The 17,145-nt window shown below is 65.4% G+C and carries 13 protein-coding genes; 9 read left to right on the top strand and 4 right to left on the bottom strand.

Annotated elements, in window-relative coordinates; all coding sequences use genetic code 11:
• The first annotated feature begins 24 nt into the window (after positions 1-24).
• The 6 genes from CC207_RS21265 to CC207_RS21240 all read left to right on the top strand — a co-directional run bounded on the left by CC207_RS21265 (position 25) and on the right by CC207_RS21240 (position 4,367).
• Positions 25-984 (top strand): threonine dehydratase, encoded by a 960-nt coding sequence (locus CC207_RS21265; RefSeq protein WP_088852711.1) that lies wholly within the window; start codon positions 25-27, stop codon positions 982-984.
• Between the two features lie 77 nt (positions 985-1,061).
• Complete coding sequence (locus tag CC207_RS21260) at positions 1,062-1,703, top strand: LysE family translocator (protein WP_028693056.1); 642 nt, start codon at positions 1,062-1,064, stop codon at positions 1,701-1,703.
• 24 nt (positions 1,704-1,727) lie between these two features.
• The gene (gene aac(6') / locus CC207_RS21255) at positions 1,728-2,180 is read left to right on the top strand and encodes an aminoglycoside 6'-N-acetyltransferase (RefSeq protein WP_051555778.1); all 453 of its coding nucleotides are present in this window, start codon (positions 1,728-1,730) and stop codon (positions 2,178-2,180) included.
• A gap of 94 nt (positions 2,181-2,274) precedes the next feature.
• Positions 2,275-2,700 carry a nuclear transport factor 2 family protein gene (locus CC207_RS21250; protein WP_028693058.1) on the top strand — a complete coding sequence of 142 codons (426 nt, stop codon included), beginning with the start codon at positions 2,275-2,277 and terminating at the stop codon, positions 2,698-2,700.
• A 42-nt stretch (positions 2,701-2,742) separates the two neighbouring features.
• Positions 2,743-3,087 carry a YciI family protein gene (locus CC207_RS21245; RefSeq protein ID WP_028693059.1) on the top strand — a complete coding sequence of 115 codons (345 nt, stop codon included), beginning with the start codon at positions 2,743-2,745 and terminating at the stop codon, positions 3,085-3,087.
• Between the two features lie 41 nt (positions 3,088-3,128).
• Positions 3,129-4,367, top strand: a complete 1,239-nt coding sequence (locus CC207_RS21240) for an RNA polymerase sigma factor (protein ID WP_028693060.1) — start codon at positions 3,129-3,131, stop codon at positions 4,365-4,367.
• A 42-nt stretch (positions 4,368-4,409) separates the two neighbouring features.
• On the opposite strand, the gene CC207_RS21235 is transcribed toward CC207_RS21240, so the two are convergent.
• Positions 4,410-4,880, bottom strand: a complete 471-nt coding sequence (locus CC207_RS21235; RefSeq protein ID WP_028693061.1) for a MaoC family dehydratase — start codon at positions 4,878-4,880, stop codon at positions 4,410-4,412.
• A 33-nt stretch (positions 4,881-4,913) separates the two neighbouring features.
• Positions 4,914-5,858, bottom strand: coding sequence for an alpha/beta hydrolase (locus tag CC207_RS21230; protein ID WP_028693062.1), 945 nt, complete (start codon positions 5,856-5,858; stop codon positions 4,914-4,916).
• Between the two features lie 201 nt (positions 5,859-6,059).
• Between CC207_RS21230 and fadD2 the strand changes: the two genes are divergently transcribed.
• Together fadD2 and fadD1 are read left to right on the top strand one after the other, a co-directional pair.
• Positions 6,060-7,748, top strand: coding sequence for a long-chain-fatty-acid--CoA ligase FadD2 (gene fadD2, locus CC207_RS21225; RefSeq protein ID WP_069016971.1), 1,689 nt, complete (start codon positions 6,060-6,062; stop codon positions 7,746-7,748).
• Positions 7,749-8,059: 311 nt separating this feature from the next.
• Positions 8,060-9,757: a long-chain-fatty-acid--CoA ligase FadD1 gene (gene fadD1 / locus CC207_RS21220; protein ID WP_028693064.1), complete on the top strand. Its 1,698-nt coding sequence runs from the start codon at positions 8,060-8,062 to the stop codon at positions 9,755-9,757.
• A 121-nt stretch (positions 9,758-9,878) separates the two neighbouring features.
• On the opposite strand, the gene CC207_RS21215 is transcribed toward fadD1, so the two are convergent.
• Positions 9,879-11,186: an FAD-binding oxidoreductase gene (locus CC207_RS21215; protein ID WP_069016969.1), complete on the bottom strand. Its 1,308-nt coding sequence runs from the start codon at positions 11,184-11,186 to the stop codon at positions 9,879-9,881.
• A 29-nt stretch (positions 11,187-11,215) separates the two neighbouring features.
• Positions 11,216-12,580, bottom strand: coding sequence for a glutamine synthetase family protein (locus CC207_RS21210; RefSeq protein WP_062360602.1), 1,365 nt, complete (start codon positions 12,578-12,580; stop codon positions 11,216-11,218).
• A 581-nt stretch (positions 12,581-13,161) separates the two neighbouring features.
• On the opposite strand from CC207_RS21210, the gene hrpA reads away from it, so the two are divergent.
• A complete protein-coding gene (gene hrpA, locus CC207_RS21205) occupies positions 13,162-17,067 on the top strand; it encodes an ATP-dependent RNA helicase HrpA (RefSeq protein WP_062360604.1) in 3,906 nt (1,301 codons plus the stop codon).
• Positions 17,068-17,145: the final 78 nt, after the last annotated feature.

The raw sequence follows: 17,145 nt of genomic DNA, 5'->3' as shown, positions 1-17,145 counted from the left end.
CCCTACCGATGAAGGAAGATCGCCATGTTCGACTTGCCCGCCCTGCGTGAAGCCGCCGATTTTGTTCACCAGCACGTGCCACCGACCCCGCAGCATGCCTGGCCGCTGCTGGCCGAGCGGTTGGGTTGCCAACTCTGGGTCAAGCACGAGAACCATGCCCCCACCGGTGCCTTCAAGGTGCGTGGCGGGCTGGTCTACGTGCGTTCCCTGCTGGCCGGCGGCGACGTCCCGCGCGGGCTGGTCACCGCCACCCGCGGCAACCATGGCCAGAGCATGGCCCTGGCCGCGCGCCAGGCGGGCTTGCCGCTGGTGATCGTGGTGCCTGAAGGCAACTCGCGAGAGAAGAACGCCGCCATGCGTGCCCTGGGCGCGGAACTGGTGGAGCACGGCGCGGACTTCGACGTTGCCCGTGAAGAGGCGGCGCGCCTGGCCGAGGCGCGCGGCTACGCGATGGTCCCGTCGTTCCACCCGGAACTGGTGCGTGGCGTGGCCACTTATGCGCTGGAGCTGTTCGAGGCGGTGGCTGGCCTGGATTGCGTGTACGTGCCGATCGGCATGGGTTCGGGCATCTGCGGGCTGATCCAGGCGCGCAACCTGCTGGGGCTGGCCACCGAGATCGTCGGCGTGGTCTCCAGTGCTGCGGATGCCTATGCCCAGAGCTTCGAGCGGGGGCGCATCGTCACCACCGCCAGCGCCGACACTTTCGCCGACGGGATGGCCTGCCGCGTGCCGCACCCCGACGCCTTCGCCCTGGTGCGCGAGCATGCCGCACGTATCGTGCGGGTGAGCGATGACGAGATCGCCGAGGCCATGCGCCTCTATCACGAGACCACCCACAATACCGCCGAAGGTGCCGGTGCCGCTGCCCTGGCCGCATTGATGCAGGAGCGTGGGCGCCAGGCCGGCAAGCGTGTCGCTGTGGTGCTCAGTGGCGCTAATGTGGATCGCGGGCGCTATGCGCAGGTGTTGGCGGGGCCTGTCTGAGCGAGTGAGCTTTCTTTCTGTACGGCAAGCGTCCCCTCGGGTTCAATGTGCACCCCTGAATATGCCCAGAGTGCGCCATGCCTTTCTCCAACGGTTTTCTGCTCAGTCTTTCCCTTTGCCTGGATATCGGGGTGGCCAATATCGCCATGATCACCCTGGCCATGCAGCGCGGGTTTCTCCAGGGGTTCTGGCTGGGCCTGGGTACCTGCGTCGGCGACCTGGTCTATGCAATTGCTGCTTTGGCCGGGATGACCGTGCTGTTGCAGTTCGAAAGCGTGCGCTGGACCTTGTGGCTGGGCGGCTCGGCGCTGCTGGTGTGGTTTGCCGTGAAGATGTTGCTGGCGGCCTGGCGCGGCGGGCATCTGGAGTCGCGGGGCGAGGTGGTGGTGGAGTCGGGCTGGCGCGAGTTCCTGCGTGGGATCTTCCTGGCCATGTCATCGCCCAGTGCGATCCTCTGGTTCGCGGCGGTGGGTGGGGTGCTGATCTCAAGGTCCGGTGGCGGCAGTCTGCTCGATGCGGGACTGTTCCTCGGGGGCTTCTTCGCCGCCGGGTTGGTCTGGTGCGTGTCGCTCTGCGGCATCGCCAGCCATGGTGGGCGTCTGCTTGGGGATCGGCTGCTGACGTGGTCCTACCTGCTGTCGGCGGCCATTTTCTGTTATTTCGCTGTGTATGTGATTCTCTCCGGTTATCGTGAGTTCATCTTGTCTACACCTGTTTGAGTCATGGAGTTCCCAGAAGTGGCAATGATCCAACCCTGCACTGACCCGGGCAGTCCGGCCTGGCTGCACTTGCGCAGCGCCTTGTGGCCCGACAGTGCGGCGACTGACCACCTGGCGGAAATGGTTGATATCGCCGGCCGCCCCGCAACCTTCGTGGCCCTGCTGGCGTATGACGAGCAGGGCAGGGCGCAAGGGCTGGCCGAGGCGTCGGTGCGTCATGACTATGTCAATGGCAGCAACACTTCGCCGGTGGCGTACCTTGAAGGCGTCTTTGTCGAACAGGCTTCACGCGGCCAGGGTGTCGCCCGCCAGCTGATCGCGGCTGTCGAACGGTGGGCCGATGGCAAAGGTTGCCGCGAGCTGGCCTCGGACGCCGCGCTGGACAACCTTGGCAGCCAGCGCATGCACGCGGCCCTGGGCTTTGCCGAGACCGAGCGTGTCGTGTACTTCCTCAAGCCAGTCGCGCCCCTCGACTGAAAATTTCCGGGCAGTTGTCGATTTGCCGTTTTCCCGTTCGACCAGTGTTGAAAGCGTCACCACCAACCCTGATGAATCTTCGGAGCAAACACCGATGAACACTGAAGCCGAGCGTGAACTGGAGCAACTGATCGAGCAGTGGATGCAAGCCGTGCGCGAGCGTGACGTGGACCGTATCGTCGCCCCCTACGCCGACGACATTCTTGCCTTCGACGCCATCCAGGCCCTGCAATTCAAAGGCAAGGCCGCCTACCGCGCCCATTGGGAAATGTGCATGGGCATGTGCACCGGGCCGATGGTGTTCGAACTGGCGCAACTGACCGTGCACGCCGACGGCGACCTGGGCCTGGCCCACTGGCTCAACCGCTGTGGCCCGGGCGACGATGAGAGCCAGTGCGGTTTCATGCGCGCCACCGTCGGCTACCGACGCAGCGCCGGCCAATGGCAGGTCATCCACGAACACTGGTCGGCGCCGTTCGACATGGAAACGCAAAAAGCGCTGTTCGATCTCAAACCCTGAATGCCCTCGACCGCCTATCGCCACCTTGCCCCGGAGACGATCATGAAATACCTGTGCCTGGTCTATTGTGATGAAGCGCTGTTGCACAGCCTGCCCGACAGCCCCGAGGACGCCGAATGCATGGCTTACGCCGAGTCCATCCAGGGCTCCGGGCGGATGATCGCCGCCGAGGCACTCAAGCCCGTGCAGACGGCCACAACGGTACGCGTGCGCGCCGGTCGGATGAGCCTGACCGATGGCCCGTTCGCCGAGACCAAGGAGCAGTTGGCCGGTTTCTACCTGGTCGATGCCCGCGACCTCAATGAAGCGTTGAACATCGCCAAGGGCATTCCCGCGGCGCGGGTCGGCAGCGTCGAAGTGCGCCCGGTGCGAGAGCTGCAACCCTGACGTGAATGGAGAACCACAATGAACCAGGTATCGCCGGGCTGATGAACAGCGAAGGGCAAATCCGTGATGAAGTGGCGGCGGTCTACCGCCGCGACTCCCGGCGCATCCTGGCCACCCTGATCCGCCTGCTGGGAGACTTCGACCTGGCCGAGGAGGCCTTGCATGACGCGTTCTTCATTGCCGTCGAACGTTGGCAGCGCGATGGCATCCCGGACAATCCGCGGGCCTGGCTGGTCTCCGCCGGCCGTTTCAAGGCCATCGACGCCTTGCGCCGGCGTGCCCGCTTCGACCGCTCCCAGGCGGACCTGATCATGCTGCTGGAAGGCGAGGCCCAGGATCCGGGCGAGCAGGAACTGCTGGTCGATGATCGGCTGCGCCTGATCTTTACCTGCTGCCACCCGGCCCTGGCCTTCGATGCCCAGGTGCCGCTGACATTGCGTGAGGTCTGCGACCTGACCACCGAGCAGATCGCCCGCGCCTTCCTGCAGAGCCCGGCGACCATCGCCCAGCGCATCGTGCGGGCCAAGGCCAAGATCCGCGATGCGAAGATCCCCTACCAGGTACCAGAGCTGGGCGAATTGCCGGAGCGGCTGGAGAGCGTGCTGCGGGTGATCTACCTGGTGTTCAACGAGGGCTATTCGGCATCTTCGGGCGAGGATGTGACCACGCGTGCGCTGACTGACGAAGCCATCCGCCTGGGCCGGTTGCTGGCGCAATTGCTGCCGGATGCCGAAGTGCTGGGGCTGCTGGCGTTGATGCTGTTGCAGGCCTCGCGGCAGAACGCGCGCAGCGACGCCCACGGCGAGCTGGTGCTGCTTGATGAGCAGGACCGCGGTCTGTGGGACCGGGCACAGATAGAGGAGGGCAGCCAGTTGGTGCGCCAGGCACTGGGCAGTCGGGAGTTCGGCCCCTACAGCGTGCAGGCGGCGATTGCCGCGCTGCATGCCGAAGCGCCCAGCGCCGAGGCCACCGACTGGGACGAGATCGTCGGCCTGTATGATGTGCTGCAGCGCCACTGGCCGTCACCAGTGGTGGAGCTGAACCGGGCCGCAGCCCTGGCCCGGCGTGATGGCGCACAGGTCGGGTTGCGCGCGGTTGAAGCAATTCTCGAGCGGGGCGAATTGGGCGACTACCACCTGGCCCACGCCGCGCGCGCCGAACTGCATCGTCAACTGGGCAATACCGAACAGGCCCGCAAGGCCTGGCAGCAGGCGCTAACGCTTACCCGGCAGGGGCCGGAGCGTCGTCATATCGAGCGACGCTTACGCGAGCTGGGGTAAGCGCTCAGGCCGAGTGCAAGACCTGTAGGAGCCGCTGTACTTTCAGCTGGCAACGAATTCCGGCGGGCTCACCAGCTCGACGGTCTGCTGTTTGCGCGGCGCGAGGATCTCGGCTTCGCCGGCGACCACCAGCTCGTCGTTCTGGTTGTACACGTTGGTGGCGATACGCACCTTGAACTTGGGCAGCTTCTCGAGGATTTCCAGGCGTACGGTCAACTCGTCACCGATCTTCACCGGCTTCTGGAAGCTCATTTGCTGGCCCAGATAGATGGTGCCAGGGCCAGGCAGGGTGCAGGCCACCGCGGCGCTGATCAGCGCGCCGCTGAACATGCCGTGGGCAATGCGCTCCTTGAACATGCTCTTGGCGGCGAACTCGGCATCCAGATGCACCGGGTTGTGGTCACCGGACATGGCGGCGAACAGCTGGATATCGCGTTCTGCCACGGACTTCTTGTATTCAGCTTTCTGGCCGACTTCGAGGGCTTCGTAAGGCGTGTTGGTGACCTGGGTCATCAGGGGCTTCCTTGTGGGGGGCGAGGCTGCCGATCATTCACTGCGGGCGGGGCGGCCAAGGGCCAGCGCCTGCTCCAGCCAGCCGATGATCTCGGCGGTGACCTCGTCGCGATGGGTTTCGTTGAGCACTTCGTGGCGTGCGCCGGGGTAGATGCGCAACTGTACATGACGGTTGCCGGTCGCGCGCAGGGCGTCGGCCAGGTGGGTGAGACGCTTGCCGGCACTCACCGGATCACATTCGCCGCCCACCACGAAGATCGGCAGGTTCGGATCGATCTGCGCCAGGTTCTTTTTCTGACTGATCTGCGCCAGGCCCTGCAGCAGGTCGAGCCATAGCTGGTTACTGCAGCGAAAGCCGCACAGCGGGTCGGCGATGTACTTGTCCACCTCCGCGTCATCGCGGCTTAACCAGTCGAAGGCGGTGCGATTGGGCTTGAATGCCTTGTTGAACGAGCCGAACGACAGCCAGTCGATCAGCGCGCTCTTGCCCAGAGGGCCCTGGCGCCAGGCCTCGAGACGGGCGATCAGGCGCGCCGCGCGGTACAGCGCCACCGGCTGGAAGTTCGAGCCGCTGAGGATCGCGCCCTGCAGGCTGGCACTGTGGTGCAGCAGGTAGGCCTGGGCGATGTAGCTGCCCATGCTGTGGCCGAACAGGAACAGCGGGGTTCCTGGAAACTGCTGGCCGATGTGCTGGGCCAGCAGGCCCAGGTCGTTGAGTACGGCATTCCAGCCATTTTGCCGGGCGAACAGGCCCAGGCTGCCCAGCTCGGCGGTGCGGCCGTGGCCGCGCAGGTCGGGGGCGAGCAGCCCGTAGCCGGCGGCGTTGAGCGCATGGCCCAGGCGCTGGTAGCGCCCGGCGTGCTCGGCCATGCCATGGGCCAGCAACACCACGGCCTTGACCGGTGTGGCCGGCAGCCATTGGTGGACATAAAGGCTGCAATGCTCGCTGGCGGGGAGCCAGAAGGCGTCGTGGGGCATGGCGGGTCCTTGCGCGCGGAGGTTGCCCAACAGTGTATGCGCAAAGCCGTCAATTGCAGGAAGGGCAGAAAAGAGATTCACAATGTTAATGGCGGCACTTGGCGTATTTGCCACCCTCAACAGAGCTGCTAACGTCGGCTGAACACCTTTTTGCCAGCAGGCGATCAGGTCAGGGATGTCCCGTTAGAGGAACAACAATAAATGCAAGCCGACTTCTGGAACGACAAGCGCCCGGCGGGCGTACTTTCCACCATTGACATGAAGGCCTACACATCCGTCGTCGACGTCTTCGAGCGCTGCTGCAAGCGCTTCGCCGACCGTCCGGCGTACAGCAACCTCGGCGTCACCCTGAGCTATGCCGATCTCGAGCGTCATTCGGCGGCCTTCGCCGCCTGGCTGCAGCAGCACACCGAACTGGTGCCGGGCGACCGCATCGCGGTGCAGATGCCCAATATCCTGCAATACCCCATCGCGGTGTTCGGCGCCATGCGCGCCGGCCTGATCGTGGTCAACACCAACCCGCTGTACACCGAGCGCGAGATGCGCCACCAGTTCAAGGACTCCGGCGCCCGCGCCCTGGTGTACCTGAACATGTTCGGCAAGCGTGTGCAGGAAGTGCTGCCCGACACCGGCATCGAGTACCTGATCGAGGCGAAGATGGGCGACCTGCTGCCGACGGCCAAGGGCTGGCTGGTCAACACCGTGGTCGACAAGCTGAAAAAGATGGTGCCGGCCTACCAGTTGCCCCAGGCCGTGTCGTTCAAGCAGGTGCTGCGCCAGGGGCGCGAGCTCCCTCACAGGCCGGTGGCGCAAACCCTGGAGAACATCGCGGTGCTGCAGTACACCGGCGGCACCACCGGGCTGGCCAAGGGCGCCATGCTCACCCATGGCAACCTGGTGGCCAACATGCTCCAGGTACTGGCCTGCTTCGGTCAGCACGGCCCCGATGGCCAGCCGCTGATCAAGGAAGGGCAGGAAGTGATGATCGCGCCGCTGCCGCTTTACCACATCTATGCCTTCACCGCGAACTGCATGTGCATGATGGTAACCGGCAACCATAACGTGCTGATCACCAACCCCCGGGATATCCCCGGCTTCATCAAGGAGCTGGGCAAGTGGCGATTCTCGGCGCTGGTGGGCTTGAACACGCTGTTCGTCGCGCTGATGGACAACCCGGGTTTCAAGTCGCTGGATTTCTCCGCGCTGAAGATCACCAACTCCGGCGGCACCGCGCTGGTCAAGGCCACCGCGGAGCGCTGGGAGGCCCTCACCGGTTGCCGCATTGTCGAAGGCTACGGCCTGACCGAAACCTCGCCGGCGGCCAGCACCAATCCCTATGGCCAGTTGGCGCGCCTGGGGACCGTGGGGCTCCCGGTGCCTGGCACGGCGTTCAAGGTGATCGACGACGAAGGTCACGAGCAGCCGCTGGGCGAGCGTGGCGAGCTGTGCATCAAGGGGCCGCAGGTCATGAAAGGCTACTGGCAGCAGGTTGAGGCCACCACCCAGGTCCTGGATGCCGAAGGCTGGCTGAAGACCGGCGACATCGCCGTCATCGACCCGGACGGTTTCACCCGCATCGTCGACCGCAAGAAGGACATGATCATCGTCTCGGGCTTCAACGTGTATCCCAACGAGATCGAGGACGTGGTGATGGGCCATCCGCAGGTGGCCAGCTGCGCGGTGATCGGCGTGCCGGACGAGCGCACCGGCGAGGCTGTGAAGCTGTTCGTGGTGCCGCGCGCGGGTGGGGTGAGCGTCGATGAGCTCAAGGCGTTCTGCAAGACCAACTTCACCGGCTACAAGGTGCCCAAGCACATCGTGCTGCGCGAATCGCTGCCGATGACGCCGGTGGGCAAGATCCTTCGTAGGGAGTTGCGCGACATCGCCTGATGGTAGGCCCGCGATTGTGTCATCTCTGACAGCGTCGTCGCCCAGGCTGACGCAATCGCAAGGCCTATCTAGGGCAGGGCTTTCAGGCGGATTTGCGACATTTTGTATAATTACTCTAAAAATGACCTGTATAGTTCATTGAGTCATTTTCGTGACCCGCCGGCCCATTTCGGCCTCTAGTCGACCCTTTGCAAAGCTGTTACTCTCGGCGCGCTTTCAGAGGATCCGGTTTGCAATGAGCCGGCCTCTCATATCAATAATAAGCGCATCGACGCGTACCGAATTCGCTGTTGCTGAAGGAGCGGGCTTCCATGATCGAACATTTTTGGAAGGATAAGTACCCAGCCGGGGTCACGGCGGACATCAATCCTGACGAATTCCCCAATATCCAGGCGGTACTCAAGCAATCCTGCCAACGCTTTGCCGACAAACCTGCCTTTAGCAACCTGGGCAAGACCATCACCTACGGCGAGCTGTATACCCTGTCCGGCGCCTTCGCCGCCTGGTTGCAGCAGCACACCGACCTGAAGCCTGGTGATCGCATCGCTGTCCAGCTGCCCAACGTTCTGCAGTATCCCGTCGCTGTGTTCGGTGCCATGCGTGCCGGCCTGATCGTGGTCAACACCAACCCGCTGTACACCGCGCGGGAGCTGGAGCACCAGTTCAACGATTCCGGGGCCAAGGCCCTGGTGTGCCTGGCCAACATGGCGCACCTGGCGGAAAAGGTGGTGCCCAAGACCCAGGTCAAACATGTCATTGTCACCGAAGTGGCCGACCTGTTGCCACCTCTCAAGCGTTTGCTGATCAACAGCGTCATCAAGTACGTGAAGAAAATGGTGCCGGCCTACCACCTGCCGGGCGCCGTGCGCTTCAACGACGCCCTGGCGCTGGGCAAAGGCGGCGCGGTGACCGAGGCCAACCCGCAGTCCGGCGATGTCGCCGTGCTGCAGTACACCGGCGGTACCACCGGCGTGGCCAAGGGCGCGATGCTCACCCACCGCAACCTGGTCGCCAACATGCTGCAGTGTCGCGCGCTGATGGGTTCGAACCTGCACGAAGGCTGCGAGATCCTCATCACCCCGCTGCCGCTGTACCACATCTACGCCTTCACCTTCCATTGCATGGCCATGATGCTCATCGGCAACCACAACGTGCTGATCAGCAACCCACGCGACCTGCCGGCCATGGTCAAGGAACTGGGCAAGTGGAAGTTCAGCGGTTTCGTTGGCCTCAACACGCTGTTCGTCGCCCTGTGCAACAACGAGACGTTCCGCAACCTCGACTTCTCGGCGCTGAAGATCACCCTGTCCGGCGGCATGGCCCTGCAACAGAGTGTGGCCGAGCGCTGGAAGACGGTGACCGGCTGCGCTATCTGCGAAGGCTACGGCATGACCGAGACCAGCCCGGTGGCGGCGGTCAACCCGACTTCGGCCAACCAGCTGGGGACCATCGGCATCCCGGTGCCGTCCACCCTGTGCAAGATCATCGACGACAACGGCCAGGAGCTGCCCTTGGGCGAGGTGGGCGAGTTGTGCATCAAAGGGCCACAGGTGATGAAGGGCTATTGGCAGCGTGAAGACGCCACCGCCGAGATCATCGACAGCAACGGCTGGCTGAAGACCGGCGACATCGCCCTGATCCAGCCGGACGGCTACATGCGCATCGTCGATCGCAAGAAGGACATGATCCTGGTGTCCGGCTTCAACGTGTACCCCAACGAGCTTGAAGACGTGCTCGCCGCGCTGCCGGGCGTGCTGCAGTGCGCGGCCATCGGCATCCCGGACGAGAAGTCCGGCGAGGTGATCAAGGTGTTCATCGTGGTCAAGCCGGGCATGACCCTGACCAAGGAGCAGGTGATGGAGCACATGCGCGCCAACGTCACCGGCTACAAGGTGCCCAAGGCCATCGAGTTCCGCGACGCGCTGCCGACCACCAACGTCGGCAAGATCCTGCGCCGCGAGCTGCGCGACGAAGAGCTGAAGAAGCAGGGCCTGAAGAAGATCGCCTGAGCCGCAGCGCGCTTTGGGATTGAAACGTGGGAGCGGGCTTGCCCCGCGATAGCGTCGGCTCAGGTAACGAGTCGAAGCCATCGCGGGTCAAGCCCGCTCCCACGTTTGCGATACAGGAAACTCAGCGCAGCTTTTCCAGCATCTGGTAGTACCACATCCCCGCCGCCAGCAGCGGATTGCCCAGCAAGTCGCCCATCGGCACCTTGATGTGCCGGCAGCCCGCGAACGTATCGAACTTCTCCAGTGTCCCGGTCAATGCCTCGGCCATGATCTCGCCCATGATATGGCTGGTGGCGATGCCGTGCCCGGAATACCCCTGGCAGTACCAGACGTTGTCCGACAGCTTGCCCAGCTGCGGGATGCGGTTGACCACGATGCCCATGGCGCAGCTCCACTGGAACTCGATCGGCACGCCCTTTAGCGCCGGGAAGGTGCGCTCGATGCACGGGCGCAGTTCGCCTTCGATGTCCCGTGAATCACGCCCGGAGTAGTTGGCGCCGCCGCCGAACAGCAGGCGCTTGTCGGCGGTCAGGCGGTAGTAGTCGAGGACGAAACGGCAGTCGTACACCGCCAGGTCCTGCGGGTTGATCTGCTCGGCCAGATCGCCCAGCGGCGCGGTGGTGACGATACCGCCCATGGCCGGGAAGATCTTGCCCTTGAGCTGGCGCTTCTCCAGCTTGTGATACACGTCGCCTGCCAGCATCACCTGGCGTGCCTCGATCCGTCCCTGGGCGGTGACCACCGCCGGGCGCGGGCCGTGGACGATCTCCAGCACCTCGGAGTTCTCGAACACCAGGGCGCCCAGCCCGTGGGCGGCGCGGGCCTCGCCCAGGCACAGGTTGAGCGGGTGCAGGTGCAGGTTGCGGCGGTTCTTCAGCGCGCCGAGGTACAGCGGGCTCTGCAGGTGCTGCTGCATGGCGTCGCGGTCGAGCAACTGCACCAGGTCGCCCATGCCACGACGCCGGGCCTCGGCCTCGAAGGCGCGCAGCTCGTTCATGTGCGACGGTTTCATCGCCGCGTGCAGGTGGCCGTGCTTGAGGTCGCACTGGATGCCGTAGCGCTCGACGCGCTGCTCGATGATCTGGTGGCCGCGCCAGCGCAGCTGCCAGATGAAATCGTCCACCTCGGCGCCCAGCCGGTCGCGCATCTGCGTGCGCATGGCCTCGTCGCCCGACAGGCTGCCGGTGACCTGGCCGCCGTTGCGCCCGCTGGCGCCCCAGCCGATGCGGTTGGTCTCGACGATGGCCACCTTCAGGCCGCGTTCCGCCAGTTCCACTGCGGTGGCCACGCCGGTAAAGCCGCCGCCGATGATCGCCACGTCCACCTGCACCGTGCCCTTGAGCGTGGGGTATTCGGTCGTGTCGTTGAGGGTGGCGCTGTAATAGGACGGCGCGCGCTGGGCCGGGCCGTTGTTCACTGCTGCGTTCATGCTTGTTCCTTCTTGTAATCTCGTGGGCATCAGGCCTGGTGCAGGTACCAGCGCCAGTCCTGCTCGCCGACCTCGGCCATGAACTGGCGGTACTCGGCGCGCTTGACCTTGAGGTAGACGCCGAGGAAGGCCTCGCCCAGCGCCTCTCGGGCCCAGCTCGAATTTTCCAGGGCCTCGAGGACGGTGAGCCAGTCGGTGGGCAGGTGTTCGCCGGCCTGGGCATAGCCGTTGCCCTCGACCGGTGCGCCGGGATCGAGTTGTTCACGGATGCCCTGGTGGGTGGCGGCGAGAATCGCGGCGGCGGCCAGGTAGGGGTTGGCGTCGGCGCCGCAGATGCGGTGCTCGATATGCCGGCTGTTGGCCGGGCCACCGGGTACGCGCAGGCTGACGGTGCGGTTGTCCACGCCCCAGGTCGGTGCCAGCGGTGCATAGCTGTTGGCCTGGAAGCGGCGGAACGAGTTGGCGTTGGGGCAGAACATCAGCAACGATTCGCGCAGGTGACGCAGCATGCCGGCCACCGCCTGGCGCAGCAGCGGGGTGCCCGCCTTGTCCTCGCTGGCGAACAGGTTGTTGCCGGCGGCGTCAGCCAGGCTCAGGTGCATGTGCATGCCGGTGCCGGCCAGCTGGGCAAACGGCTTGGCCATGAAGCAGGCCTGCATGCCGTGGGCGTTGGCGACGCCCTTGACCAGGCGCTTGTAGCGCACGGCCTGGTCCATCGCCTCGAGTGCGTCGCCGTGTTCCAGGGTGATCTCCACCTGGCCGGGCGCGTATTCGGAGATCGCCGTGCGGGCCGGGATGCCCTGGGCCTTGCAGGCGGCATAGAGGTCGGCGAGGAAGGGTTCGATCTGCTCCAGCTCGCGCAGGCCATACACCTGGGTCCCGCGCGGACGTCCTCCGTCGCTGTCCAGCGCTGGCTGCGGCCGGCCTTGGGCGTCGCGCTGCTGGTCGAGCAGGTAGAACTCCAGCTCGCAGGCCATCACCGGGTGGAAACCATCGGCCTTGAGCGCGTCGATCACCCGCAGCAGCACATGGCGCGGATCGGCCACGCTGGCCGGCAGGCCTTCGCTGGGGTGCATGCTGACCTGCACGGCGGCGGTCGGCACCCGGCGCCAGGGTAGGCGTACCAGGCTGCCGTCCAGCGGATAGGCACGGCAGTCGATGTCGCCGACGTCCCAGACCAGGCCCGAATCTTCGACATCGTCGCCGTTTAGGGTCAGGCCGAGGATGGTGCTGGGCAGCGGGCGGCCGCTTTCGAACACTGCCAGCAGCTCCTCGCGGTGCAGCAGCTTGCCGCGTGGCACGCCGTTGGCATCGAGGATGAACAGTTCGATCAGGTCGATATCGGGGTTGTCGGCCAGGAAACGCCTGGCTTGCTCTGCGGGGGCAAAGTGCATGGTGGATTCGCTCTGGGGCACGCAGGACCGCCGCGCAGGTGGGCGGTCAGGCTGAGTCAATCGGCCAGTAGGGCGGCCGGGTCGGGTCAGGAGTGCGTGAGCGACGTGTCCGGTGGGCGCGCGTGGCGGCAATGCCACAGGGCCCAGAACGCCAGAATGATATGGACCAGCGGATTTTCACCGGCACGGGCCCTGGCCTTCGGCAGCGAAGGGTAGGGCAGCGGGCGGGCGTTCATCGGGTCGGGAAGCATCCCTGGATACTCACATGGCCTGTAAGGTTGATTAAAGCAGTGAATGGCGACGTTCATTCCGGTGAGAGCTAAACATTGGCAAGTCTGCCCCCCGCGCTGCAGCAGCTTAGGACGCTTCCCACAGTTTTAGGCTAGTTGGCAGGTGGCTGGTCAGCTTTTTTCGTCGCAATTGCTACCCCGTTGTTGTTCAAGCGCTCCCGTTATTTCGAGCGTGATCGCGACTGAACGGCGGGCACAGGCAGCATCGATTTCGCAAATCTGCGACAATCGCGCCTCTTACGCCTGCCGATCATGAAAAAGCAGCACTCGCCTGCATCATTAAAAAGCCCCATGACAGATCACGCCATCGACCAACTGCTGAAGAACCTCGACCACGCCATGATCGCCGACCGCCATCGGTTGCGCCGGCAATTGCACGAGCTGCGCAAGCGCCCCGACGAGGGCAAGCTCGCGCAGTGGGTGGAAAAGGTCCAGGCCTCCTGCGCCCAGGTCACCGCGCGCCAGCAGAGCGTGCCGAGCATTCGCTACGACGACAACCTGCCCATCGCCGCCAAGCGCGACGAGATCAAGAAGGCCCTGGCCGAGCACCAGGTGCTGGTGATCGCCGGCGAGACCGGTTCCGGCAAGACCACCCAGCTGCCGAAGATCTGCCTGGAGCTGGGCCGCGGCAGCCATGGCCTGATTGCCCACACCCAGCCCCGGCGGATCGCCGCGCGCAGCGTGGCGGCGCGGGTCGCGGAGGAGCTGGGCACGCCGTTGGGGGCGCTGGTCGGCTACCAGGTGCGCTTCGAGGACCAGAGCGATTCGAACACCCTGGTCAAGCTGATGACTGACGGTATCCTGCTGGCCGAGACCCAGCACGACCGCTTCCTCGAGCGCTACGACACGATCATCGTCGATGAGGCCCATGAGCGCAGCCTGAATATCGACTTCCTGCTCGGCTATCTCAAGACCCTGCTGCACCGCCGCCCGGACCTGAAGCTGATCATCACCTCGGCGACCATCGACCTGGAGCGCTTCTCCAAGCACTTCGACGGCGCGCCGATCATCGAGGTGTCCGGGCGTACCTACCCGGTGGAAACCTGGTACCGACCGCTGACCAGCGAGCACGACGAGGAGGGCAACCAGGTCGAGGAGGACCTTTCCGTCGACCAGGCGATCCTCGCCAGCCTCGACGAGATCGCCCAGCACGAGCGCAGCCAGGGCAAGGGCCCGGGCGATGTGCTGGTGTTCCTGCCCGGCGAGCGCGAGATTCGCGACGCCGCCGAGATCCTGCGCAAGGCGCAGCTGCGCCACACCGAGATCCTGCCGCTGTATGCGCGGCTGTCGCCGGCCGAGCAGCAGCGGATCTTCCAGTCCCACAGCGGCCGGCGCGTGGTGCTGGCGACCAACGTCGCCGAAACCTCGCTGACGGTGCCGGGCATCCGCTACGTGATCGACAGCGGCACCGCGCGCATCAGCCGCTACAGCTACCGCGCCAAGGTCCAGCGCCTGCCCATCGAGGCGGTGTCCCAGGCCAGCGCCAACCAGCGTAAAGGCCGCTGCGGCCGGGTCGAGCCGGGCATCTGCATCCGCCTGTACAGCGAGGACGATTTCAACGGCCGGCCGGCGTTCACCGACCCGGAGATCCTGCGCACCAACCTGGCCGCGGTGATCCTGCAGATGCTGCACCTGCGCCTGGGCGCGATCGACGCCTTCCCGTTCATCGAGCCGCCGGATGGCAAGGCCATCAGCGACGGCTTCAACCTGTTGCAGGAACTGTCGGCGGTCAACCGCGAGAACCAGCTGACGCCGCTGGGCCGCCAGCTGGCGCGCCTGCCGATCGATCCGCGTTTGGGCCGCATGCTGCTCGAAGGCGCCCGCCAGGGCAGCCTGCAGGAAGTGCTGATCGTCGCCAGCGCGCTGTCGGTGCAGGACCCGCGTGAGCGCCCGCCGGAGCGCCAGCAGGCCGCTGACCAGGCCCATGCGCAGTGGAAGGATGTCGATTCCGACTTCGCCGCGCTGGTCAACCTGTGGCGTGGTTTCGAGGAGCAGCGCCAGGCGCTGACCGCCAGCCCGCTGCGCAACTGGTGCCGCAAGAACTTCCTCAACTACCTGCGCCTGCGCGAGTGGCGTGACGCCCATCGCCAGCTGGCGCTGATCTGCCGCGACCTGCAATTGGCGGTGAACAAGGACGCCTGCGACTACCAGCCCCTGCACAAGGCGATTCTCAGCGGCCTGCTCAGCCAGATCGGCCAGAAGACCGAGGAGGGCGACTATCAGGGCGCGCGTCAGCGGCGTTTCTGGGTTCACCCGTCGTCGGGCATCGGCCGCAAGCGACCGCAGTGGGTGATGGCCGCGGAACTGGTGGAGACCACCAAGCTGTATGCGCGCATGGTGGCCAAGATCGAGCCGGACTGGATCGAGCCGCTGGCCACCCACCTGATCAAGAAGAACCACTTCGAACCGCACTGGGAGAAGAAGCGCGGCCAGGTGGTGGCCTACGAGCAGATTACCCTCTACGGGCTGATCCTGGTCGGCCGTCGACCGGTGCATTTCGGCCCGATCGACCCGGTCACTTCCCGCGAGCTGTTCATCCGCGACGGCCTGGTCGGTGGCGAGATCCAGTCCCGGGCCAAGTGCCTGGCGGCCAACAAGCGCCTGCTCGAGCAGCTCGACGAGCTGGAGGCCAAGGCCCGCCGGCGCGATATTCTGGCCGACGAGGAGACGCTGTACGCCTTCTACGAGGCGCGCCTGCCCGAAGAGATCCACCAGACGGCGACCTTCGACAGCTGGTACCGGATGAACAGCCAGAAGGATCCGAACCTGCTGATCATGCGCGAAGAGGACGTGCTCGCCCGCGAGGCCAGCGAGGTCACCGCCGCGCAGTATCCGGACCACCTGCAGGTGGGCGATCTGCGCCTGTCGCTGAGCTATCACTTCGAACCGAACCACCCGCGTGACGGCGTGACCGTGCGGGTGCCGGCGCCGCTGTTGCCGAACCTGCCGGGCGAACGCCTGGAATGGCTGGTGCCCGGTCTGCTTGAGGCCAAGTGCATCGCCCTGGTGCGCAACCTGCCCAAGGCCCTGCGCAAGAACTTCGTGCCGGTGCCCGACTTCGTCAAGGCGGCCCTGTCGCGTATGGCGTTCGGCCAAGGGGCATTGCCGCAGGCGCTGGGCCAGGAGTTGCTGCGCATGACCGGAGCGCGGGTGTCGGACGAGGCCTGGGCGGAGGCGGCCGGGCTGGTGGAAGGCCATCTGCGCATGAACATCGAAGTGGTCGACGCCCAGGGCAAGTTCCTCGGCGAAGGTCGCGACCTCGCCGAGCTGACCGCCCGCTTCGCGGCCGCCAGCCAGGCGGCGCTGGCCCTGCCGCGCAGCGAGAAGGCCGAGCAGCCGGTACAGGCCAAGGCCTTCGCGCAGGTGGCGCAGACCGCCCAGCAGAAGATCGCCGGGCTGTCGATGACGGTCTATCCGGCGCTGGTCGAGGACAACGGCACGGTGCGCGAGGGGCGCTTCTCGACCCAGGCCGAAGCCGAGTTCCAGCACCGTCGCGCCTTGCAGCGCCTGTTGCTGCAACAGCTGGCGGAGCCGGCCAAGTTCCTGCGCGGCAAGCTGCCGGGGCTGACTGAGCTGGGGCTGCTGTACCGTGAACTGGGCCGGGTCGAGGCGCTGGTCGAGGATATCCTCCTGGCCAGCCTCGACAGCTGTGTGCTGGAAGGCGAAGACCCGCTGCCGCGTGATGGCGCGGGCCTGGCCTCGCTGGCCGAACGCAAGCGCGGCAACTGGACCGAGCACGCCGAACGCCTGGCCCGCCTTACCCTGGAGGTACTGAAGCTGTGGCATGGCCTGCAGAAGCGCTTCAAGGGCAAGATCGACCTGAGCCAGGCGGTGGCGCTCAACGACATCAAGCAGCAGCTGGCCAACCTGGTGTACCCGGGCTTCGTGCGGGAGACACCGGGTGCCTGGTTCAAGGAGCTGCCACGTTATCTCAAGGCGGTGGAACTGCGTCTGGAGAAACTGGGGTCTCAGGTGCAGAAGGACCGGGTGTGGAGCGCCGAGCTGGCCAATTGCTGGGCGCAGTACCGGGCCCGCGCCGACAAGCATGCCCAGGAAGGCAAGCGCGATGAGCAGCTGACCCTGTACCGCTGGCTGCTGGAGGAATACCGGGTGTCGTTGTTTGCCCAGCAACTGGGGACGAAGGTGCCGGTTTCCGACAAGCGACTGAGCAAACAGTGGAGTCAGGTGGAAGCCTAAACTCCCCAAGTTGTGGCAAACTTGGTGGAATTTACGGCCGCTGTGCGGCCGATCGCGGCACAAGTCCGCTCCTACAGA

It is taken from the genome of Pseudomonas sp. DrBHI1, from assembly GCF_002205115.1.
GTDB lineage: Bacteria > Pseudomonadota > Gammaproteobacteria > Pseudomonadales > Pseudomonadaceae > Aquipseudomonas > Aquipseudomonas mosselii.
Note: the sequence above shows the minus strand (reverse complement) of the source record. Positions and strands in the feature narration are given on the sequence as shown.